The 22,738-nt window shown below is 33.4% G+C and carries 23 protein-coding genes; 13 read left to right on the forward strand and 10 right to left on the reverse strand.

Annotation, left to right across the window (positions count from 1 at the left end; all coding sequences use genetic code 11):
• The first annotated feature begins 47 nt into the window (after positions 1–47).
• Together lepB and DMB71_RS01920 are read left to right on the forward strand one after the other, a co-directional pair.
• Positions 48–1,601 (forward strand): signal peptidase I, encoded by a 1,554-nt coding sequence (gene lepB / locus DMB71_RS01915; protein ID WP_111363175.1) that lies wholly within the window; start codon positions 48–50, stop codon positions 1,599–1,601.
• 92 nt (positions 1,602–1,693) lie between these two features.
• Positions 1,694–2,308 carry a WbqC family protein gene (locus DMB71_RS01920; RefSeq protein ID WP_111363177.1) on the forward strand — a complete coding sequence of 205 codons (615 nt, stop codon included), beginning with the start codon at positions 1,694–1,696 and terminating at the stop codon, positions 2,306–2,308.
• 45 nt (positions 2,309–2,353) lie between these two features.
• Here the strand turns inward: DMB71_RS01920 and DMB71_RS01925 are convergent, their stop codons facing one another.
• The 7 genes from DMB71_RS01925 to DMB71_RS01955 all read right to left on the reverse strand — a co-directional run bounded on the left by DMB71_RS01925 (position 2,354) and on the right by DMB71_RS01955 (position 9,421).
• Positions 2,354–3,406 (reverse strand): endonuclease/exonuclease/phosphatase family protein, encoded by a 1,053-nt coding sequence (locus tag DMB71_RS01925; RefSeq protein ID WP_162614761.1) that lies wholly within the window; start codon positions 3,404–3,406, stop codon positions 2,354–2,356.
• An 18-nt stretch (positions 3,407–3,424) separates the two neighbouring features.
• Positions 3,425–4,288 carry a rhomboid family intramembrane serine protease gene (locus DMB71_RS01930; RefSeq protein ID WP_111363178.1) on the reverse strand — a complete coding sequence of 288 codons (864 nt, stop codon included), beginning with the start codon at positions 4,286–4,288 and terminating at the stop codon, positions 3,425–3,427.
• A 42-nt stretch (positions 4,289–4,330) separates the two neighbouring features.
• The gene (locus DMB71_RS01935; RefSeq protein WP_111363180.1) at positions 4,331–5,080 is read right to left on the reverse strand and encodes a rhomboid family intramembrane serine protease; all 750 of its coding nucleotides are present in this window, start codon (positions 5,078–5,080) and stop codon (positions 4,331–4,333) included.
• Positions 5,077–7,017 carry a DNA mismatch repair endonuclease MutL gene (gene mutL / locus DMB71_RS01940; RefSeq protein ID WP_111363182.1) on the reverse strand — a complete coding sequence of 647 codons (1,941 nt, stop codon included), beginning with the start codon at positions 7,015–7,017 and terminating at the stop codon, positions 5,077–5,079. The genes DMB71_RS01935 and mutL overlap by 4 nt, the downstream gene beginning before the upstream one ends.
• Positions 7,018–7,166: 149 nt before the next feature.
• On the reverse strand, positions 7,167–7,847 hold the full coding sequence (locus tag DMB71_RS01945; RefSeq protein WP_111363183.1) for a DUF6624 domain-containing protein: 681 nt from the start codon (positions 7,845–7,847) through the stop codon (positions 7,167–7,169).
• 137 nt (positions 7,848–7,984) lie between these two features.
• Entirely contained in the window at positions 7,985–8,557 is a 573-nt protein-coding gene (gene ribH, locus DMB71_RS01950) for a 6,7-dimethyl-8-ribityllumazine synthase (protein WP_111363185.1), read from the reverse strand.
• Between the two features lie 81 nt (positions 8,558–8,638).
• Complete coding sequence (locus tag DMB71_RS01955) at positions 8,639–9,421, reverse strand: tetratricopeptide repeat protein (protein WP_111363187.1); 783 nt, start codon at positions 9,419–9,421, stop codon at positions 8,639–8,641.
• Between the two features lie 370 nt (positions 9,422–9,791).
• Here DMB71_RS01955 and recF point away from each other — a divergent pair, with 370 nt between their 5' ends.
• The 3 genes from recF (at position 9,792) to DMB71_RS01970 (ending at position 12,850) form a co-directional block, all read left to right on the forward strand.
• Complete coding sequence (gene recF / locus DMB71_RS01960) at positions 9,792–10,871, forward strand: DNA replication/repair protein RecF (protein WP_111363189.1); 1,080 nt, start codon at positions 9,792–9,794, stop codon at positions 10,869–10,871.
• Between the two features lie 154 nt (positions 10,872–11,025).
• Entirely contained in the window at positions 11,026–11,697 is a 672-nt protein-coding gene (locus DMB71_RS01965; protein WP_111363190.1) for a DUF2461 domain-containing protein, read from the forward strand.
• A 103-nt stretch (positions 11,698–11,800) separates the two neighbouring features.
• On the forward strand, positions 11,801–12,850 hold the full coding sequence (locus DMB71_RS01970) for a glycosyltransferase (protein ID WP_111363192.1): 1,050 nt from the start codon (positions 11,801–11,803) through the stop codon (positions 12,848–12,850).
• A 59-nt stretch (positions 12,851–12,909) separates the two neighbouring features.
• Here DMB71_RS01970 and DMB71_RS01975 read toward each other — a convergent pair whose 3' ends face one another.
• Positions 12,910–13,383: a DUF2147 domain-containing protein gene (locus DMB71_RS01975; RefSeq protein ID WP_111363194.1), complete on the reverse strand. Its 474-nt coding sequence runs from the start codon at positions 13,381–13,383 to the stop codon at positions 12,910–12,912.
• A gap of 133 nt (positions 13,384–13,516) precedes the next feature.
• Between DMB71_RS01975 and murB the strand changes: the two genes are divergently transcribed.
• The 6 genes from murB (at position 13,517) to DMB71_RS02005 (ending at position 18,441) form a co-directional block, all read left to right on the forward strand.
• Positions 13,517–14,530: a UDP-N-acetylmuramate dehydrogenase gene (gene murB, locus DMB71_RS01980; protein ID WP_111363195.1), complete on the forward strand. Its 1,014-nt coding sequence runs from the start codon at positions 13,517–13,519 to the stop codon at positions 14,528–14,530.
• Between the two features lie 68 nt (positions 14,531–14,598).
• Positions 14,599–15,213, forward strand: coding sequence for an FMN-binding negative transcriptional regulator (locus DMB71_RS01985; protein ID WP_111363197.1), 615 nt, complete (start codon positions 14,599–14,601; stop codon positions 15,211–15,213).
• 84 nt (positions 15,214–15,297) lie between these two features.
• Complete coding sequence (locus DMB71_RS01990) at positions 15,298–16,404, forward strand: glycosyltransferase (protein ID WP_111363198.1); 1,107 nt, start codon at positions 15,298–15,300, stop codon at positions 16,402–16,404.
• Entirely contained in the window at positions 16,395–16,946 is a 552-nt protein-coding gene (locus DMB71_RS01995) for an RNA polymerase sigma factor (RefSeq protein ID WP_111363200.1), read from the forward strand. The genes DMB71_RS01990 and DMB71_RS01995 overlap by 10 nt, the downstream gene beginning before the upstream one ends.
• A 158-nt stretch (positions 16,947–17,104) precedes the next feature.
• Positions 17,105–17,932, forward strand: a complete 828-nt coding sequence (locus DMB71_RS02000; protein WP_111363201.1) for an energy transducer TonB — start codon at positions 17,105–17,107, stop codon at positions 17,930–17,932.
• A gap of 128 nt (positions 17,933–18,060) precedes the next feature.
• Positions 18,061–18,441 carry a PH domain-containing protein gene (locus DMB71_RS02005; protein ID WP_111363203.1) on the forward strand — a complete coding sequence of 127 codons (381 nt, stop codon included), beginning with the start codon at positions 18,061–18,063 and terminating at the stop codon, positions 18,439–18,441.
• 56 nt (positions 18,442–18,497) lie between these two features.
• On the opposite strand, the gene DMB71_RS02010 is transcribed toward DMB71_RS02005, so the two are convergent.
• Positions 18,498–19,373 carry a M48 family metalloprotease gene (locus tag DMB71_RS02010; RefSeq protein ID WP_111363205.1) on the reverse strand — a complete coding sequence of 292 codons (876 nt, stop codon included), beginning with the start codon at positions 19,371–19,373 and terminating at the stop codon, positions 18,498–18,500.
• A 198-nt stretch (positions 19,374–19,571) separates the two neighbouring features.
• A complete protein-coding gene (locus DMB71_RS02015) occupies positions 19,572–20,444 on the reverse strand; it encodes a M48 family metalloprotease (RefSeq protein WP_111363206.1) in 873 nt (290 codons plus the stop codon).
• A 299-nt stretch (positions 20,445–20,743) separates the two neighbouring features.
• Here DMB71_RS02015 and lipA point away from each other — a divergent pair, with 299 nt between their 5' ends.
• Both lipA and gap read left to right on the forward strand, forming a co-directional pair.
• Positions 20,744–21,610: a lipoyl synthase gene (lipA, locus tag DMB71_RS02020; RefSeq protein ID WP_111363208.1), complete on the forward strand. Its 867-nt coding sequence runs from the start codon at positions 20,744–20,746 to the stop codon at positions 21,608–21,610.
• A 103-nt stretch (positions 21,611–21,713) separates the two neighbouring features.
• Positions 21,714–22,709: a type I glyceraldehyde-3-phosphate dehydrogenase gene (gap, locus tag DMB71_RS02025; protein ID WP_111363210.1), complete on the forward strand. Its 996-nt coding sequence runs from the start codon at positions 21,714–21,716 to the stop codon at positions 22,707–22,709.
• Positions 22,710–22,738: the final 29 nt, after the last annotated feature.

Consider the following 22,738-nt stretch of genomic DNA (forward strand, 5'->3'; position numbering starts at 1 on the left):
ATTCAGGGCTATTAAAAGCTTGAGTTTAAAACTTAAAATACAATATTATGACATTTTACTCTTGGTTCGTATTTTTCCTAGGTGTTCAAATTATCCACTTTCTTGGAACATGGAAATTATATCAGGCGGCAGGAAGAAAAAGCTGGGAAGCTGCAATTCCGGTATACAATTCTATCGTTTTAATGAAAATTATCGGGCGACCTACTTGGTGGACATTATTACTTTTTATTCCAATTATCAACTTGATTATGTTTCCAGTTGTTTGGGTTGAAACACTAAGAACATTTGGTAAAAAATCAACTTTAGATACTATTTTAGGCCTTGTTACATTAGGTTTTTATATCTATGTTGTTAATTACACTCAAAAATTAGAATACAATAAAGACCGTAAATTAACTCCAGAAAACAAAGCTGCAGATACTGTTAGCTCTTTATTATTTGCCATTATAGTAGCGACCTTAGTACACACTTATGTTGTACAGCCTTACACCATTCCGACATCATCTTTAGAAAAATCTTTATTGATTGGCGATTTCTTATTTGTAAGCAAATTAAACTACGGCCCTAGAGTTCCAATGACAACTGTTGCATTGCCAATGGTTCACGACTCTATTCCTATGACAAAGAGCAAATCGTATTTAAGCTGGCCACAATTGCCATACTTAAGACTACCTGCTTTTCAGAAAATAAACCGATGTGACATTGTCGTCTTTAACTGGCCTGTGGATACTGTTCATTATTTCTTCGAACCAAAAGGAAGACCTGGTGTAATTAAACCAATTGACAAAAAATCAAATTACGTAAAAAGATGCGTTGGTATTCCTGGAGACAGTTTATCAATAAAAGACGGTTATGTTTTTATTAATGGAAAAAAATTAGTTTTACCAGAAAGAGCTAAACCACAGTATTCATACGCTGTAGCATTGGACGGAAAAACACCAATCGATTTTGAAACCATTTTCAAAGAATTAGATATTACAGATCCTGCTGGCTTTAGAACTGAAAAAAGAGATACACTTTATCTAGGCGCCTTAACAGAAGCCGGAGCCGAAAGATTCAAAAACACTCCTGGCGTTACTGCTGTTATCCGAAAAGTTGATCATGGAGATGACAATGCTATTTTTCCTCATATCAACAAATGGAACCAAGACAATATGGGGCCAATTTACATTCCTGAAGCTGGAAAAACTGTTGCGTTGACAAACGAATCGCTTCCTTTCTACAAAGAGATTATCACCAATTACGAAGGAAACAAGCTAGAATTGCAAGGTTCAAAATTCTTAATCAACGGAAAACCAGCGACAACATACACTTTCAAACAGAACTACTACTGGATGATGGGAGACAACCGTCACAACTCAGAAGACAGCCGTTATTGGGGTTACGTTCCAGAAAATCATATCGTAGGAAAACCAGTATTCATTTGGATGAGCTGGGATACTAACGGAAAAGGCATCAATAAAATTCGTTGGAACAGAGTATTTACAACTGTAGACGGCGAAGGTCAGCCACACTCTTACTTTAAATATTTCCTAATACTTCTTGCTATCTACTTTGTAGGTGATTTTATCTGGAAAAAAAGAAGAGAGAATAAAGCATAATAAAAAATAAGTTATTTTTGTTTCAGGTTTCAAGTTTCACGTTCTTAACGTCAACTTGAAACCTGAAACTTTTAAACCTGAAACAAAACAAAATGAATTCCTTAATACTTCCAACATATTTCCCTTCTATCAGTCATTTTGCAGTAATAGCGCAATCTGATAGCATTACTTTTGAAATGGAAGATAATTTTCAGAAGCAGACCAATAGAAACAGAACATACATCTATAGTCCGAATGGAATTCAATTACTAAATATTCCTGTTAAGCATTCTAAAGCAACACATCAAAAGACAAAAGATATTTTAATCGAAAACGAATTTGATTGGCAGAAACAGCATTTTAAATCGCTTGAAGCCGCATATAGAAGCTCACCTTTCTTTGAGTATTTCGAAGATGATATCGTTCCTATTTTCGAGAAAAAACACCAATTTTTAATGGATTTAAACTTCGAAGTGTTAGACATTGTAACGAAATGCCTTCGAATGAAACTAGAATTTGGAAAAACAACAGAGTACTTTCACGAAGTTGCTGATTTTACCGATTTCAGATATTTAGCAAACGGCAAAAAAGATGCAAATTCTTTTGAAAAATATACTCAGGTATTCGATGATAAACATGGTTTTATCAACAATTTAAGTGTTTTGGATTTGCTTTTTAACGAAGGTAAATTTGCAATGGATTATTTGAAATCGCAGAAACTAATATAAGCTCAGGTTAATGGCTTAAGTTTTTGTTCAAAACATTATCTTTTACTAAAACTGATCTATTGAAAGTCGAGTCATAATAGGGTAATGGTCTGAATTTTCGAAATCAGGAAAACTCTCAAACTGCTTTACTTTCATTTTAGTATCGGTAAAAATATAGTCGATTCTTGCAGGATAATATTTAAACTTGTAAGTTGCTCCAAAACCTTCTCCTGCCTCTTCAAAAGCATCTTTTAGCTTTCCTTTTATATTTCTATACACATATGAAAACGGACTGTTATTCATGTCTCCACAGATAATAATCGGATAATTGCATTTTTTAATATTTTCCTTAAAAATCTCTGCTTGTTCTTGCTGTTGCGTAAATCCTTTACTGATTCTAGCATAAATGCGCTGTGATTTTTTCTGATTTACATTATCAATATCATCAGAAATCTCGCTTACATCTGGAGATATTTTAATGGACTGCAAATGCATATTGTAGACACGAATGATATCTTTTCCGCGCTTAATATCAGCATAGACTACATTATTATCGGATTTAGGAAAAATGATATTTCCTTCATCTATAATAGGGAATTTAGAAAATATGGCTTGACCCGTTTTGATTTTTTTACCGTCTATAAAAATATAACGGTGCGGATATACTTTTAAATCTAAATGTGCCGAATTTGAATATTCTTGAATACATAGAATATCTGGATCTTTTTCGTCTATAAAAGCTTTAATGTTTGACGGAATATCATCTCGATCCAACCATTTAAAAACATTAAAAAGACGTACATTATAACTCATTACAGAGAAATCTTTTTCGTCTTTGACATACTCTTTTCCAGAAAACTTATAAAATTTACTAATGAATGTAATTCCGGTCAGCAAAACCAAACCAGACAGAATAAGGCGTTTTTTAAACTGAATTCCCCAATAGACAAAAAACAATATATTGGCCACAAAAAAAGCAGGCATAAACAAAGTAAGCACCGATAAAAGCGGAAAACTTTTAGGTGCTAAAAAAGGCAAAACATAGATGCTAAATGTAAGCACAGTCAGCACTATGTTCAAAAAGAACATTATTTTATTAAACCAAGAAAGGTTTTTCATATTTAGTCTCCTACAAGTTTATTTTCCAGCTTTAAATAAAAACTCTTTTTCTTCCTTTGTCAGACAATCATATCCCGACTGGCTTATCTTGTCTAAAATTTCATCAATCTGCTGTTGCGTTTTATCTTTCGTAACAATTCTTGATGTCGTTTTTTCTGTAGGTCTTTTGTAATTTTTATGAACTTTTGTAAATGGGGTCGTAGGAGATTTTCTAAAAAGATTTACAAAGAAATCTAAGGTTTTAGAAACAATGATACTTAAATCGGTACCGTTTTGAAGTAATTTTATATAAGCAAATCCGAAGAAAGCACCGGCAAGATGCGAAATGTGTCCGCCCATATTTCCTAGGCGAAACTGCATTAAATCTAAAATTAGAATAACAGCTGTTATATGCCAGAGTTTTACATTTCCGAAAAGAAACAATCGCACGTTCATCAAAGGAGAATAGGTAGTCGCCGCCACTAAAATAGCCATAATAGCCGCCGAAGCTCCAACAATAGAACCGCTTATATTTGAAAAATAAAAACTCAGCGCAAAAGTAACTCCTGCAAAAAGAGCACTTAAAAGATACAATCCTAAATATTGCTTTTGCGTAAAATAAGTCAGAAATAAAGTGCTTGCAAAATTAAGCACCATCATATTGAACAACAGATGGAAAAATCCATCATGAAAAAAAGCATAGGTTAAAAAAGTCCAAGGTTTAAACATAAAAACCTGAGGATCTGACGATAGAGCCAGCCAACTTGGAAAAGCAAATTGACCAACTGAAAATTGATAGAAGAAAATAAGTGATACAATAAAACATGCTATATTCCAATACATGACACGCATGGCAATACCGCCCAATCTATACTGTAATTTTAAATCATCTAAAATATTCATAGAAACTCTTTTGTTTTAGAATTTATACTTTAAAGTTAAAAATTAATTCCAACGGTTGTTATTAAACTGATTCTTTTTCCAGTACCACATCATTAAAAAACCAGTAATTGCACCTCCGACATGTGCAAAATGCGCTATACCTGTACCACCACCACCAAACAAAGAAGTACCTTTAACACCTAAAAATAAATCAATCAATAAAAGCCCAGGAACAAAATATTTAGCTTTAATTGGAACTGGGATAAACAAAAGTGCCAATTCTGCATTAGGAAACATAAAAGCAAAAGCTGTAAGTAAGCCATAAATAGCCCCCGAAGCCCCAACGACAGTTCCTATATATGCACTAGTAAAACCATCAAATTGAGCAACACTTACTAAACTCTGCCATCTTGTATCTATTTTTCCCTGGCTTAAAATATTTAAGATATCCCCCTTATGAAATCCGTTAGCTGTCAATATATTAATTGTATCCTCAAAAAAGTAATAATTTACCGCTGTATGAAGCAATGCCGAACCTAAACCACAAGAGATGTAAAAAAATAAGAACTTTTTACCTCCCCAAAAATGCTCTAAAGCAGATCCAAAAGAAACCAATGCAAACATATTAAACGCAATATGCATAATCCCACCATGCATAAACATGTGAGTTATTGGCTGCCAAATTTTGAAACTTGGATTTTCTGGAAAGAACATCGCAAAATACTCGTAAGAAATTGGCACTAACTGAGAGCCAATAAAAAATATAATATTAATAATAAGCAGTTGTTTAACTACTGGAGTCATATTCATCATACAGCAAACTTTTTATCTATATCTTCAACACGCATAGTGATGAAAGTAGGTTTTTGAAAAGGTGAAATATTTGGATCTTTACAGGCAAACAAACCGTTTACCAGATTATCTTGTTCTTTTTCGGTTAAATAAGATCCTGTTTTAACCGCTAAACTTTTAGCCATTGACTTGGCAATTGTATCATTCTGACTGTAGCTGTTTGCTGGAATTCCGTCCTGCAAATCACTTAATAATTGTTCAATTACCTGCGAAACTTCACTTTCTGTAATATTTACAGGAATTCCAGAAATTACAACGTGATCTGTTTTACTTTCGTCAAAAACAAATCCTGTGGTTTCTAAAGAAGGCTTTAATTCCTCAATCAATTTCATTTCAGATGCCGAATAAAATAAATCTAAAGGAAAAAGCAGTTGCTGGCTTGAAGCCTGATTAACGGTCATATTCAGTAAAAATTGTTCGTACAAAATTCGCTGATGCGCACGCTGCTGATCCACAATAATCATTCCTGATTTTATTGGCGATACAATGTATTTTTTATGTATTTGATACGTTTTCTGCGTTGCTTGTTCTACATCTTCATCATCAAACAAAGAAGAAGTTACTTCTTCATTTTCGAATGTAAAAGGCGAACTTTCTATACTTTCAGGATTTTCTGTATCTAAACCAACATACAAACTTTCCCAGCTTGCTGTTGGCTCAACTCTTTTAGAATATCCTGAATATGACGATCCAGAAGACGATGATCCTGATGAAGACGAAAAAGAAGAACGCGAGCTATATCCAGATGATCCAGAAGCAGCTTTACTATAATGCTGATTGGTTTTATCATCTGTAAAAGGATTAAAAGTTCCATCAACTTGAATGGTCGGAATTTCAACTTCTACGTCTTTATAATGATATGGCGTATCTAAATTGGCATCGCGATCAAAATCTAAAACTGGAGCAACATTAAACTGTCCTAAACTATGTTTGATAGATGCTCGTAAAATAGCATATAATGCCTGCTCATCATCAAACTTAATTTCTGTTTTGGTTGGATGAATATTGATATCAATTGTATTTGGCGGAACCTGCAGATACAAGAAATAACTTGGCTGAGAACCATCTTTCAGTAATCCGTCGTATGCCGACATAACTGCATGGTGAAGAAAACTGCTTTTTATAAATCGATCGTTTACAAAAAAGAACTGCTCTCCCCTATTTTTCTTTGCAAACTCAGGCTTACAAACAAATCCTTGAACATTTATAATTTCTGTATCTTCGTTTACAGGAACTAATTTTTCATTTGTTTTTCCAGACATGATACCCACAATTCTCTGGCGATATCCTGCTGCTGGAAGATTGTACATTTCACTTCCGTTATGGTAAAAACTAAAATGAATATTTGGATGCGCTAATGCCACACGCTGAAATTCATCCATTACATGACGAAATTCAACTGTATCTGACTTTAAGAAATTACGGCGAGCGGGAATATTAAAAAACAAGTTTTTAACCGCAAACGAAGTTCCTTTTGGCAAAACAGCCACTTCTTGCGAAACAAATTTACTTCCCTCAATTACAATATGCGTTCCAAGTTCGTCTTGATCCTGTTTGGTTTTCATTTCCATGTGGGCGATCGCCGCAATAGAAGCCAACGCTTCTCCACGAAAACCTTTTGTTCCAAGTGAAAACAAATCTTCGGCCTGACGGATTTTGGATGTTGCATGACGGGCAAAACACAAGCGCGCATCGGTAACGGTCATTCCGACTCCGTTATCGATAACTTGCACTAGCGATTTACCAGCATCTTTTATAATTAATTTAATATCGGTTGCTTTAGCATCAACAGCATTTTCTAACAATTCTTTTACGACTGAAGCAGGTCTTTGAACCACTTCTCCAGCAGCAATTTGGTTAGCAACGTGATCAGGAAGCAATTGAATAATACTCGACATTAAGCAAAAATAGGTTTTAAAGTTAGGTTAGGTTTTTTCAAACCAAGAAGTACAAATTTAATGAATTTTGGTTGGCTTTTAGAACAAGAATAATCATAAAAAAAACAAAAACCACAATAGCCTAAAAAACAGAAAGGTTGCAATTTACTTTAATTCATTTTTGCAATTTCATCCAAAGTATAAACCTTGTATTCCATTCCCATTTCTTTGGCATTTTCTTCAACTGTTGTTGTAAAACCAGCTTTCTTTCTGCGATCGTTAACTTTAGAAGGATTTTGAATTGGCGAAACGTAACTAAAAAACTCTTTTTTTCCTGTCTCCTTGTTTGTTATTTGCTTCATCTGGCCCTGTGTTCCATAAATTTGTTCTTTTCCTTGCTGGGTTAGATAACGATCTTGCATTTTAGCAAAATAAGTAAAAGGTATCTCCTTTTTTTTCGCTTCCTGTTCGATCATTGGCAAATATTCTCCAATTTTTGACCCATGTTGAATAACGTACCATGCAGCAATATTGGTTGGTTCGCCAACTAAACTTTTCCCTGGATAGCCATACTGCTTAATAATTTCTTCAATCTTAATCAAGTTAAGAGAATCTCTTTTTTGCATTTCGAGCCAAATGCCTTTTCTAAAATCTGGATCATTTTCACGTCCGAGTTCTTTTTCTATTTCTTTTTTTCGACTTTCAGAAGTATCAAAATTGATATATTCTCTAAGAATCTGATCAGATTTCATAATTGAATCGAGCTCCTGTTTCAAATTTTCATTGATTTTTTTCTGAGCATAGCTTTGACTGACACATAAAACAAAAACATAAAGTAGACATTTTTTCATAGAAACTTAATTTAAAGACTAACTCAAATGTAATATAATTCGGAATTTGACAGAACTTAATAGAATCACAAAAAAAGCATAAAAAAAACCTACACTTTTAACAGTATAGGTTTTAATATTTTTAAAACAAATGCCTTTTATTCGTTTTCTATTTTTTTTGGAGAATCTTCAATTTGAAGCGCTCCAGAAGTCAATAATGGCTGATTGAAGGCATGAGACATTGAAGCTTGCTGACGAATATAAGCCATTTTGATTGCTGCAATTGCTGCTTCAGTTCCTTTGTTTCCGTGAGCTCCTCCACTTCTGTCAATTGACTGCTGCATATTATTATCTGTCAAAACACAGAAAATAACTGGAATATCCGTTTGAACATTCAAATCTTTAATTCCTTGTGTAACACCTTCGCAAACAAAATCAAAATGTTTGGTTTCTCCTTGAATTACGCATCCAATTACAATAACTGCATCAACATTTTGAGTCTGAAGCATTTTTTTTGCTCCGTAAATCAACTCAAAACTTCCTGGAACATTCCAACGGATAATTTGCTGAGCAGGAACATCGCAATCAACTAGAGCGTCAAAAGCACCATTATAAAGTCCTTCTGTTATAGTATCATTCCATTCAGAAACAACAATCCCAAACCGAAAGTCTTTCGCGTTTGGGATTGTGTTTTTATCGTATTCTGATAGATTTTTATTTTCAGTAGCCATCTTTTATATTTTAGATTTTTGATTTTAGAATTTAGATTCTTAATTACAAATCTACAATCTTAAATCTAAAGTCTAAAATTTTTATTGCGCTAATCCGATCAAAGCATCAACAGATGCTGCTTCTGGAGTACTGTCGTAATTATCTTTAATGTCATTGAAATACTTCAAAGCATCTTCTTTTTGCCCTAAAGCTAAAGCAGTTTTTCCAGCTTTTAATAAGAAACGAGGCGTTGTAAAATCGTTTTTGTTAGACTCAGCAGCTTTTACATAAAAATCTAAAGCTTCTTTTTGCTGATTTTTTTGAGAGTAAGCATCTCCTGTAGCTCCTTTAGCTAAAGCGCTTAAAACTACATCCTCAGATTTAAATTCACCTAAATATTTAATTGCCTCATCAAATTTACCAGTATTTAGGTAAGCGATACCAGCATAGTAGTTTGCTAAGTTTCCAGCATCTGTTCCAGAATATTCGTCAGCGATTTTAATAAATCCGAATTTACCTTCTGAACCGTTTAATGATAATTTGAATAATGAATCGCTAGAAACACCGTTTACAGCTTTTTCAAAGTTTTGTTGAGCAACAAACATTTCACTTGCAGCTTCTTCTTGTTTAGGAGTTGCAATAAATTTTTGGTAAGCTAAGTATCCAATTGTAGCAACAGCAATACCAGCCACTAAACCAATAATGATTTTTTGATTTTTAGCCACCCAATCCTCAGTTTTTGAAGCAGTTTCATCTAACTTTGAGAAAACCCCAGCAGTTGTACTGTCTTTTTCGTCAATAATTACCTGTTGCTCTTCAGTAACCACCTCTTTTACTTCCTTTTCTTTTGGTGTCTTATATCCTCTTTTATTGTAAGTTGCCATTTAAAATTTATTTAGTGAACGGCAAAAATAAAATTTTTCTTGAAACTGAGGTAAAAAATTTCAATTTTATCACTATTTTAAAAGAAATATTTTCAGGATTCGCTTATCCTTTCGCGAAAGCGCTAAAATAAATAAGCCCAAGAAAGCTCTAAAGCCAATTATATCGATAATTTTCGGTAATTTGCAGCCTCAATTTAAATCATCTTTTCAAAGCTAAAAAAAATGGTTTTAGCCACAGATTTCACAGATTATCACAGATTATGTAAGCTTTAAATAAAAATCTTTTTAATCATTTTAATCTGTGGCGGAAGAAAAAACAAAGAATTGACGCAAAATTTCAAACTTTATCTTTATAAGGTCTTTCTAAAAAATGCATTTAAACAAAATCTCTTTATTCAATTATAAAAACTTTTCAGAAGCAAGTTTTGATTTTGACATCAAAATCAACTGTTTTGTGGGTAAAAATGGCATTGGAAAAACCAATGTACTCGATGCTATTTATCATTTGGCTTACGGAAAAAGCTATTTTAATCCGCTTGCGGTTCAAAACATCAAGCATGGCGAAGAATTTTTTGTTATTGATGCCGAACTGGAAAAGAACGAAAGAACAGAACAGATTGTCTGCAGTTTAAAAAAAGGGCAGAAAAAGGTTTTAAAGCGAAATGGAAAACCTTACGATAAATTTTCGGATCATATCGGTTTTATTCCGCTAGTAATTATTTCGCCAGCCGATCGCGATTTAATTATTGAAGGAAGCGAAACACGCCGCAAATTTATGGACAGTGTTATTTCGCAACTTGACTCTACGTATCTGCATCAGCTTATTCAGTATCAAAAAGTGATTGTACAACGAAATGCACTTTTGAAATATTTTGCGCTCAATCATACTTTTGACAATGATACCTTATCTATATATAATGAGCAATTAAATGAATATGGGAAATCGATTTTTGAAAAACGAAAAGATTTCTTAGAACAGTTTATACCTATATTTAATACGCATCATCAAGCTATAACAGGATCTGAAGAATCTGTACAACTGGTTTACGAAAGTCATTTGTTTGAAAAAGATTTACTAACGCTTTTACAGGAAAACATTAATAAAGATCGAGCGCTGCATTACACAACTGTCGGAATTCATAAAGACGATTTATCTTTTGAAATTGATTCGCATCCGATAAAAAAATTCGGATCGCAAGGTCAGCAGAAATCTTTTCTGATTGCTTTAAAATTGGCTCAATTTGAATTTTTAAAAAAACAGAGCGGTGTAAAACCAATTCTTTTATTTGATGATATTTTTGATAAACTTGACGAAACCCGTGTTGCCAAAATTATAGAAATGGTAAACAGCGAAACGTTTGGACAGCTTTTTATTTCTGACACGCATCCTGAAAGAACTGAAGCGATTGTAAAATCAACGCATCAGACTTATAAGATATTTAATTTGTGATTTTTTGCCACAAAATTACATGAATTTTCACGAATTAAAACTTTGACAAAGTTCAAAACTTTGTCAAAGCTGATCAATAAGCAACAAAAAATTACTGTAAATTCGTGTAAGTAGTGGCAACTTTAAAAATAACTGCAATCAAAAACTACAGAATATGTTAACGAAAGAATCATTGCAATTTTTAGACGATTTAAAAAAGAACAATAACAGAGAATGGTTTCAGGAAAACAAAAAGCGATATGAAGTTTTTAAGAAAGACTACCATCAGTTGGTGAGTGATTTTCTGGATGTAATGAAACCTCTTGATCCGTCTTTGGAACTTCTTGAAATAAAAGACTGCACTTTTAGAATCAATCGCGACATACGATTTTCTAAAGACAAATCTCCTTACAAATCTCATTTGGGCGTTTGGATGTCGGCTGGAGCAAAAGGCGCAAATCGTTCGGGCTATTACGTTCATATTGAAAAAGGAGGAAGTTTTATTGCTGGCGGATTTTATTCTCCTGATGCAGAAGAGCTAAAGAAAGTCCGTAAAGAAATTGCTTTTTTCTATGATGATTTACAGGAAATCTTAAACGATAAAAACTTTAAAAAGGAATTTGGAAGTTTAGATTTTAATGAAAACAATTCTTTAAAAAGCATGCCACGAGGTTACGAAAAAGACCATCCTGCAATTGAGTTTTTAAAATTAAAAAGTTTTACAGCAAGCCAAACCTACGATATTTCTGAGGTTACAAAAAAAGATTTTGTAAAAAAAATGAGCCAAAAACTTATTGCCCTAAAACCACTCAACGAATTTATAAATCGCGCTTTAGATACTGAATAATTTTAGCTTTATTTGCCACAGATTTCACAGATTCTCACAGATTAATTCTTCGCAATTGCAAATCCTTTTAATCTTTTTAATCTGTGGCAAAACAAATAATTGAATGAATAGGAAAATACTTTTTCTTGGAGAATCTTATCGTGCTGATGCCATTACTTGGATGAAAGGCCTTAAAGAATTTGGTGATTTTGAAATTATCACTTGGGAACTTCAAACATCAAACAACCATAGATCGAAACGTATTTTAGAATATTTATTCGCTCCTATTTCTATTCGAAAAATAATTAAAAAGGAAAAACCAGATATGGTGATTGCAGAGAGAACTACCAGTTATGGTTTTCTTGCCGCGCTATCTGGGTCAAAAACCATTGCGATCGCACAGCAAGGCCGTACCGATTTATGGCCTGAAGAATCTAAATTGTATCCTTATAAAAAGTTTATTCAGAAATATGCTTTCAAAAAAGCGCATTTAATTCACGCTTGGGGACCTGTAATGGCAGTTCACATGAAAGCAACTGGTGTTGATATGAATAAAGTTTTAATACTTCCAAAAGGAATTGATTTATCGCTTTTTACGCCTTCAACCAATCATTCGAACAAAATTGAAGCCATTGTAACACGTTCGCTTCAACCTGAATATCGTCACGATTCTATTTTAAAAGCTTTCGGAATTTTAAATCAAAAAGGAATCGATTTTACATTGACCATTGTTGGTGACGGAAATAGATTGCAATTTTTAAAAGATTTAGCAAAAGAACTCCAAATAGAAAACAAAGTGATTTTTACAGGAAGAATTCCGAATACCGAACTTCCAAAATTATTACAGCAATCTAATATTTATATCAGTATGCCTACTACTGAAGGCGTTTCTGCCTCTTTATTTGAAGCAATGGCATGCAATTGTTATCCTATTGTTTCAGATATTCCAGGAAACCAAAGCTGGATTACGCATCGAGAAAATGGACAATTGATTGAAGTTGATCATATTGAAATGCTGGCCAATGAATTAATCTGGTCTTTTGAAAATGCTGAATCTCGAAATCTGGCGATTATTCGAAATAGAAAATTTGTGGAAGAAAATGCGAATTACGATATTAATATGATGATTATTTCAAAGAAATATCATGAGTTGTTGAATTCTATAAATATTTAACCGCAAAGTTCGCAAGGGTTTACGCTATGAACGCAAAGCTTGGGTCTTTGCAATAAAAATTATTGGGGATAAGCCATAGAAAGCTTTTCAGCATCCTTCAAAACCTTATTATTTGGAATCAATCGAATTGCTTCTCCTTCTTTATGAATGTAAAAAAAACCTAAATCTCTAACAATATCTTCTTTATTTAGATTTTTCATCTTGCAAGTTAAACCAATAAAATGAGCATCTTTTACAATCAATTGTATATAATCACTATCAACTTGCTTATAAGTTCCAGAAGTAAAAACGAAGCAATCATTAAGACATTTCACTGGCGCATCACAAAAAAATGTGCCATCTTGCTTAAATGTTATACTTCGTCCATTATTCTGTTGTTTGTTTTTTACTAAAGAATATTCAAGAACATCAGAATACCCAATTATATCTCTAGTCTCCCATTTCCCGACAATATCTGATTGAGCAAAAGAAGACACTGAAATAAACAGACCTAAAAAGAGTAAAATCTTATTCTTAAGAAAAAAAAGCTTCATAATTATAACATTACAATTCTTTCAAATTTACAAAAGAAATTGATTTAGTTTTCGAAACCTGATATTTATTTAAAACCCCTTCCGAATAAATTATAATCCTTACTTTTGACTCAGATTAAAAAGCCTTTTATTTATGGAAATCCAATCCAATTTTTCTTTAAAAAAATATAATACTTTTGGCATTGAAGCCAGTGCAAAACAATTTGTTGCAGTACATTCTGTTGATGAATTGAAAACCATTTTATCAGCAAACAAAAACGAGAAAAAATTCATTCTTGGCGGCGGAAGCAATATGCTTTTAACCAAAGATATTGACGCATTGGTTATCCATATTGATTTAAAAGGAAAAAAAATCACAAAAGAAGACGACGATTTTGTTTGGGTTGAGAGTCAGGCAGGCGAAACTTGGCATGATTTCGTTCTTTGGACGATAGACAATAATTTTGGCGGATTAGAAAACATGTCTCTTATTCCTGGAAATGTTGGTACGACTCCAGTGCAAAATATTGGCGCTTACGGAACTGAGATAAAAGACACTTTTGTTTCTTGCGAAGCCATGAATATTGCAACTCAGGAAATTAAAACTTTCGACAATGCTGAATGCAATTTTGGCTATCGAGAAAGTATTTTCAAAAATAAAGTAAAAGACCAATATATTATTACTTCGGTTATTTTTAAACTGACCAAACGCAATCACAAAATCAATACTTCTTATGGCGATATTTTGGCAGAATTAGCCAAAAACAATATTGCAGAACCCACTTTAAAAGATGTAAGTAATGCTGTAATTGCCATAAGACAAAGCAAATTGCCGGATCCGAAAGAATTAGGAAATAGCGGAAGTTTCTTCAAAAATCCGATTTTATTGAAATCTGATTTTGAGAAAATCCATCAGAAATTCCCAGAAATGAAATTCTACGAAGTTTCAGAAACCGAAGTAAAAGTTCCTGCAGGATGGCTGATTGAACAAGCAGGTTTTAAAGGAAAACGTTTTGGCGATGCAGGAGTTCACAAAAATCAAGCTTTGGTTTTGGTAAATTACGGAAATGCAACAGGACAAGAAATTTTAGCTGTTTCAAAAGAAGTGCAAAAAACTGTTTTTGAAAAATTCGGTATTCAAATCGAAGCAGAAGTGAATGTGATTTAGGGATTAAAGTTTTCAAACCTCTGAACCTCTGTCTCTTTGAGCCTTTGAACCTAAAAAAAAAAAAAAAAATGTATACACCAGATTTATACAAAAACGAAAATCAGGAAGAAATAAGAGCTTTTTTGAAAGAAAACAGTTTTGGAATCCTGATTAATCAGACTAACGGAAAATTATGTGCAACGCATATTCCGATAGAATTGGAAGTGAATGCTGATGGAAAAGAAATTTTGCAAGGGCATATTTCGAAGCTTAATCCCCAAGCTGAAGGTTTTAAGGAAAATGATCAGATTTTGGCCATTTTTACGGGTCCGCACAGTTACATTTCTTCTTCTTGGTATGATCACGAAAATGTTCCGACTTGGAATTATATAGCCGTACATGTTTATGGAAAAATCAAGATTGTCGATTATGAAACTTCGGTAGAACAATTGAAAAAGCTGGTAGATAAATATGAAGCGAATTCTAAGAGTCCTGTTCGCGTTGAAGATTTATCTGAAAAGACCATGCGTGAAGCACGAGGAATCTTTGGTTTTGAAATCGAAATTGAAGAAATTCAAGCCACAAAAAAACTCTCCCAAAATCGTGACGATCACAATTATAAAAACATAATTTCGGAATTGGAAAAAACCGAAAACCCTCAGTCTATTGCTGTTGCAAAAGAAATGTCAAAATGCCGAAAGTAAATCGGTTTTGGCTATTGAATTTAGCGAATTGATAAGTACATTTGCAGTCGCAGAACGTGAAATTAATAGAATCAAATAAATCAGATGCTTATATACATATTTTACTTTTTTATTGCTATTGTTGCAGTTCAACTTTTTTATTATCTCGGAGTTTTTGGAAAATTTGCTTTTGCCAAACCACAGCACGTGAAGCCTAAAAACCTTCCTGTTTCTGTAATTGTGTGCGCTAAAAACGAAGAAGAGAATGTCAAAAAATATATTCCGCTTTTGGCACAGCAAGATTACCCTGATTTTGAAGTTGTTTTAATTGACGACGCTTCTAGCGATGAAACTCTTGAAGTTTTTGAAGAATTTGAAAAAGAATTCTCTAATATCCGTCTAGTAAAAGTTGAAAACAACGAAGCTTTTTGGGGAAATAAAAAATATGCTTTAACCCTTGGAATAAAAGCCGCAAAGAAAGATTATTTACTTTTTACAGATGCAGACTGTTTTCCAAATTCTAAAGATTGGATTACTTCTATGACTTCACATTTTACCACAGACAAAACAATCGTTTTGGGTTACGGAGGTTATGAAAAAGTAGAGCGCTCTTTTTTAAATAAAATTATCCGCTTTGAAACAGTTTTAACCGCTATTCAATATTTTTCATGGGCAAAAATGGGACTTCCTTATATGGGAGTTGGAAGAAATCTTGCTTACAAAAAAGAAGAATTTTTTAATGTAAATGGCTTTATAGATCATATTCAGATTCGTTCTGGCGATGACGATTTGTTCATTAATCAAGCAGCAAATAAAGCGAACACAACTATTTCTTATACACCTGAAAGTTTTACCTATTCAGAACCTAAGAAAACCTATAAAGAATGGTTTACTCAAAAAAGAAGACATATTTCTACTGCAGAACATTACAAGTTTTTTGATAAAATGCAATTGGGATTATTCTTCCTATCGCAATTATTCTTCTTTATATTAGTTATTATACTATTAGCATTTCAATTCCAATGGATCGCCGTACTTGCAATTTTAGCCACACGCTACACTATTGTTTGGACAGTGGTTGGATTTTCAGCAGGAAAATTAAAAGAAAAAGACATTAAAATTTGGTTTCCGGTTGTTGAGATAGCGCTAATATTAACGCAAATTAATATCTTTATAACTAATATCTTTTCAAAACCCGTATATTGGAAATAAATTCTAAAATAGAAAAAGCAAAAAAAGGCGATCAAATCGCCTTTACTTTTTTATTAGATCATTATTGGAATGAGGTGTATTCGTTTATGCTCAAACGTACCGAAAACGAGACCACCGCAGAAGATATTACCATAGAAACTTTCTCTAAAGCTTTTGACAAAATTGCTTCTTATAATTCAGAATTTCAGTTTAATACCTGGCTTATTGCAATTGCAAAAAACGTTTATATTGATTTGCTTCGAAAAAAGAGAACCAATCTTTTTATAGAAATCACCGACAACGAGGACCAGCAGGCATACAACATTGCCGACCCTACTCCATCTGCAGAAGATGCTTTAATTAAAGAACAGAATCTTTCGCGTCTGCTTCTATGCATCAAAGAACTTAAACCACACTACCAAGAAGTAATTCAACTTCGTTATTTTCAGGAAATGTCTTATCAGGAAATTGCCGCTAAAATTGATGAGCCATTAAGCAGTGTTAAAGTAAAGCTTTTACGTGCTAAAAAATTATTAGCCGAAATTATCGAACGTAATAGATAATTTACTATCTTTAATCAAAGAATAAATTATTCTCACATTTATTCTTAAAACAAAAACATTTCCACAACATTAAAACTACAACATTTACGTTGTTAGCTCAAACCTAAAACCTTTTCTGCGTATGATTTAAAGTTACTTAACCTTAAAACCCAAAAATTATGTCTAAATTAAGCATTTATGAAAACAAGTGGACCGATCTTGTTTTCGAGAACAAAAACAAAGAATACGGCGCGTACCAATTACGCCAGGAGAATTCCAAAAATTCTGTTACAGCTCTCTTTATGGGTTTATTGTTAATAACGGCTTTAGGAAGTGCACCTGTACTTATTAGCAAATTAAAGACTTCGTCTGTTGAAGTCGAGCCAGAACCTAGGATTTACGAACCTACGATTGTACACGTTGATCCAACTACTGTTCCTCCACCGCCAGCTCCGCCTGCGCCTATGGTTGAGCAAACTGCGGCGAGCCAAACAGAAGCGGTTCAATTAACCAATCCTGTAGTTGTAACAACAACAGAAGCTGTTAAGGAAATCGCTCCTAATACAGAAAATGCACCAGTTGTAGAAAACACTTCTGGAACCGGAACCGCTACTAATACCTTACCTACAACAGGAGGAGGAGAAGGCAATGGAGTTGTTGCTTCAGTAGCTCCTAAAATTGAAGGGCCTGTTTCTTCTGCAATTTTGGACAAACAACCTGAATTCCCAGGTGGAATTGCTCAGTTTTACAAATATGTTGGAAACAATTTCCAAAGACCAGAGCTTGACGTAGAAAAAACACTTAGAGTGTACGTTTCTTTTGTAGTTGAGAAAGACGGATCGCTAACTGACATTATTGTTAGAAATGATCCTGGATATGGTATGGGAAAAGAAGCCATTAGAGTTTTAAAATCATTAAAAACAAAATGGGCACCAGGAATTCTAGACGGAAAACCAGTGAGAACTGCATACAATCTTCCTATCACAATAAAAACAGAAGTCGAATAATACAAATATTTTGAAAAAGTGAAAAAGCAGAACTTCGGTTCTGCTTTTTTTTGTTTCCATTAATTCTAAAATCCACTACATTTACTCCTTCAAAACGGAAATCATTTTAACTAAATTAAAACAGAATAATGGGAATATTTTCAGCTATTCTTGGCAACGCAGGTTCAGTAAACCAAGAAGATTTAATTAAAAAATACGGACAGCTTTTAACTGCAAATGAAGAAATCGAAATGGGTTTCAAACTTATTCGTGACACATTCATTTTCACCAATAAAAGATTAATCTTAGTCGATGTACAAGGAATTACAGGAAGCAAAACAGAATATAAATCTATTGGTTATAAAAGCATCACAAGATTTAGCGTAGAAACCGCAGGAACTTTTGACCTTGATGCCGAATTAAAAATATGGATTTCTAGCGAACAGCACCCAAGCATCGTAAAACAATTCAACAAATCTGTTAATGTTTATGAAGTGCAAAAGATTCTTGCTTTTCATGTGTTAGGATAAAAAATAACCCCAGCAAATATCAATTTACTGGGGTTTGTTATTTTAAGACACAACTCTTATTTCTTTTTAGCAGTAGTTGTTTTCTTCGTAGTTGTAGTTGTTTTTTTAGTCGTTGTTGCAGGAGCTGTATTTACAATTTTTTGTTGCACATACGGTTTATACAAACCATCTTTCTCTGCTCTTTTCTTAGCATCGTCAGCTCTTTTCTGAGAATCAGGATGCGAACTCATCATTTGGTCAATAAACGAAGCTTGAGAACCTTCACTCATTTTTGCCAAAATTCTAAACGCAGATTCTTCAGCATTTACATTGTAGCCGTTTTTCTTCATGAAATTGTAAGCAAATAAATCTGCTTCCGATTCTTGTTTACGGCTGTATTTACTGTCAATAATTGCACTTCCTATTTTTCCAAGTTGGCTATCTGTAACTGTTGCCACAGTTGCCGACTGAGAAGCTGCTCCATCCATTAATGCCTCTTTTTGGTACGCTGCACGAATTGCATCTCTAGAATCATTATTTGCGACGTGTCCGATCTCGTGTCCAATTACAGCAATTAATTCATTATCGTCCATGATATCCATTAATCCTGAATAAACACGAACACTTCCATCTGCAGTTGCAAAAGCATTCACTTCTTTCAATTTATATACTTTATAGTTTAAAGTAAATCCGTCTCCAGATGCATGTTTTCCAAAAACACGATTTAATCTTAAAGTATAACCATCAGTTGGCCCAGCAATTTCATTTTCAGCATCTAATTTATCTACAGCTTCTTTAGATAATTTTGCTGCATCGGCATTACTAAAAGTAAAGCCAGTAACTCCTTTCTGAACTGCCCCAATTGCTTTATCTCCAAAATTAATCTGTGCAGTCATTTTAGTTAAACCAAATGCTGTAAATAAAAGTCCTACTATTATAAATTTCTTTTTCATATTTTTTATAATTACAATTTAACAACAAATGTAGCATAACAAAATGCTATTTTAATTTCACACAAAACTTGTTTTTCAACAAATAAAGATAAAACTTTTTTACGAGCTGATAATCAATCTATAATAGATTTTGATTCTGTTTAAAAAAGAAAAAACCGGCAAACTTTTTAGGTTTACCGGTTTTGAATCATATATAGTTTATTTCTTTTTTGCTGTACTTGACTTTTTCGTTGTTGTAGTTGTCTTTTTTGTAGCAGTTGCAGGAGCTGAATTTACAATTTTCTGTTGCTCATAAGCATGATACAAACCGTCTTTTGTAGCTTTCTTTTTTGCCGCATCGGCTCTTTTTCCTGAATCAGGATGCGAACTCATCATCTTAGTCATAAAAGACGCCTCAGAACCTTCACTTAAATTTTGAAGAATTCTAAAAGCCGACTCTACAGCGTTCACATCATAACCATTTCTTTTCATAAAATCATAAGAGAAATCATCTGCCTCAGATTCTTGTTTTCTGCTATGTTTGCTATCAATCATAGCACTTCCTATTTGTCCCAATTGAGATTTGGTAAGAGTTTCTACTTTTCCTGATTGAGACGATGCAGCATCCAATAAAGCTTCTTTTTTATAAGCCGCTTTTATGGCATCTCTTGTATCATGATTAACAACGTGCCCGATTTCATGACCAATAACAGCAAGTAGCTGGTTATCATCCATCATATCCATTAGACCCGCAAACACACGAACACTACCGTCTGCACATGCGAAAGCATTAATATCTTTTACTAAATACACTTTATAATTCAAAGTAACTCCTTCGCTAGTAGTATGTTTTCCAAATAAGCGATCTAAACGAATTGAATAGCCATCTTTTGGATCTGCAACTGGATTATTTGCATCCATTTCTGCAATAGACTGTTTGGCCAAAGCCGCAGCATCTGCATCACTAAAAGTAAATCCAGAAATACCTTTACCTAAAGCTCCCATAGTTTTATCTGAAAGTATCTGTGCGTTTGTTTTGGTGAAGCTTAACATTGCAAATAAAGCTCCTAATACAATAATTCTTTTTTTCATGGTTTTTAAACTATTAAATTAACAGCAAAATTAGCACAGCATGAATTTTGCAAGTTCTCAAGAAGCCAAATTTATAACAGATTAAGACCGAACTTTTATATTCCACAAAAACCTAACAGAATATCAAAATATTAGATAGAAACCAAAAAACAAACCTCAAAAAATACTAAAAAGCAAACTATTAACAATTGCATTAAATTATCTTAAATATTACCTATTAACAAGATATGTAAACGAAAAGCAAATAAACATCTCAAAATAAACTACATTCCGTATCTTTGTACTTTGAACATTGATATATGGAAACAGTCACTGAAAATACACAAACCACAAAACCTAAGTGGTTAAAAGTAAAATTACCTATCGGACAAAAATACACTGAACTTAGAGGTTTAGTTGATAAATATAGTTTAAATACCATTTGTACTTCTGGAAGCTGCCCAAATATGGGAGAATGCTGGGGCGAAGGAACTGCGACTTTTATGATTTTAGGAAATGTCTGCACACGTTCTTGCGGATTCTGCGGTGTAAAAACCGGAAGACCTGAAACAGTAGACTGGGACGAACCTGAAAAAGTTGCTCGTTCTATTAAAATCATGAACATCAAACATGCTGTTATTACTAGTGTTGACAGAGATGATTTGAAAGATGGAGGTTCTATCATTTGGATGGAAACCGTAAGAGCAATCCGTAGAATGAATCCGCAAACTACTCTTGAAACTTTAATTCCAGATTTTCAAGGAATTGAAAGAAATATAGATCGTATTGTAGAAGCAAATCCTGAAGTGGTTTCTCATAACATGGAAACTGTACGACGTTTGACTCGCGAGGTTCGTATTCAGGCAAAATATGACAGAAGTTTAGAAGTTCTTCGCTATTTAAAAGAAAAAGGGATTAACAGAACAAAATCTGGAATTATGCTTGGTCTTGGAGAAACTGAAGAAGAAGTTTTCCAGACAATGAGAGATTTAAAAAATGCTAATGTTGATGTGGTAACAATTGGGCAGTATTTACAGCCAAGCAAAAAACATCTTCCTGTAAAAGAATTCATCACGCCTGAACAATTTGCCAGATATGAAAAATTTGGTCTTGAATTAGGTTTCAGACATGTAGAAAGCGGACCTCTTGTTCGTTCTTCATACAAAGCACAAAAACATATTTTATAAATTTTAGGTTAATCGTTTAACTGGTTAATCGTTTAATCGCAGAGACGTTTAACGGTTTAAAACAATTAAACGATTTTAACGATTAAACGAATAAACCAAATAATTGAAAACAAGAATTGCTATTAATGGATTTGGAAGAATCGGGAGAAATCTATTCCGATTGCTTTTAAATCACCCTGAAATTGAAGTCGTTGCTATAAATGACATTGCAGACAACAAAACCATGTCGCATTTAATTAAATATGACAGTATTCATGGTGTCTTGCCTTATGAAGTAAGTCACGACGAAAACAGCATCATTGTAGATGGAAGGCATTTTTTCTTTTTTCATGAAAAAAGTATTTCAAATATAGACTGGAAATCACATTCAATTGATATTGTAATCGAATCGACAGGTAAATATAAAACGCATGAAGAATTAAATGCGCATCTTGAAGCTGGAGCAAAAAAAGTAATTCTTTCTGCTCCTTCAGAAGTTGATACTATAAAAACAGTAGTTCTTGGTGTAAACGAACATATTTTGGATGGAAACGAAGATATAGTTTCAAATGCAAGCTGTACAACAAATAATGCTGCTCCAATGATTAAAATTATTGAAGAATTGTGCGGAATTGAGCAAGCTTACATTACGACTATACATTCTTTTACGACAGACCAAAGTCTTCACGACCAGCCACATAAGGATTTGCGTCGCGCAAGAGGCGCTAGTCAGTCGATTGTTCCAACAACAACAGGTGCAGCTAAGGCATTAACAAAAATTTTTCCTAAATTGCATAATAAAATGGGTGGCTGCGGCATTAGAGTCCCAGTTCCAGACGGTTCATTAACAGACATAACCTTCAATGTAAAACGTGCTGTTAGCATTGAAGAAATAAATAAAGCATTTAAACAAGCCTCAAAAACAAATTTAAAAGGAATATTAGATTACACCGAAGATCCAATTGTTTCGGTTGATGTAATTGGCAACACACATTCTTGTTTATTTGATGCTCAGCTAACCTCGGTTATCGACAAAATGGTAAAAGTTGTAGGCTGGTACGATAATGAGATTGGCTATTCATCAAGATTGATTGATTTAATTTTACTGATAAGAAAATAATAAGATTCATTGTAAAAGCATTGCCATAC

It is taken from the genome of Flavobacterium tistrianum, assembly GCF_003254545.1.
Lineage (GTDB): Bacteria > Bacteroidota > Bacteroidia > Flavobacteriales > Flavobacteriaceae > Flavobacterium > Flavobacterium tistrianum.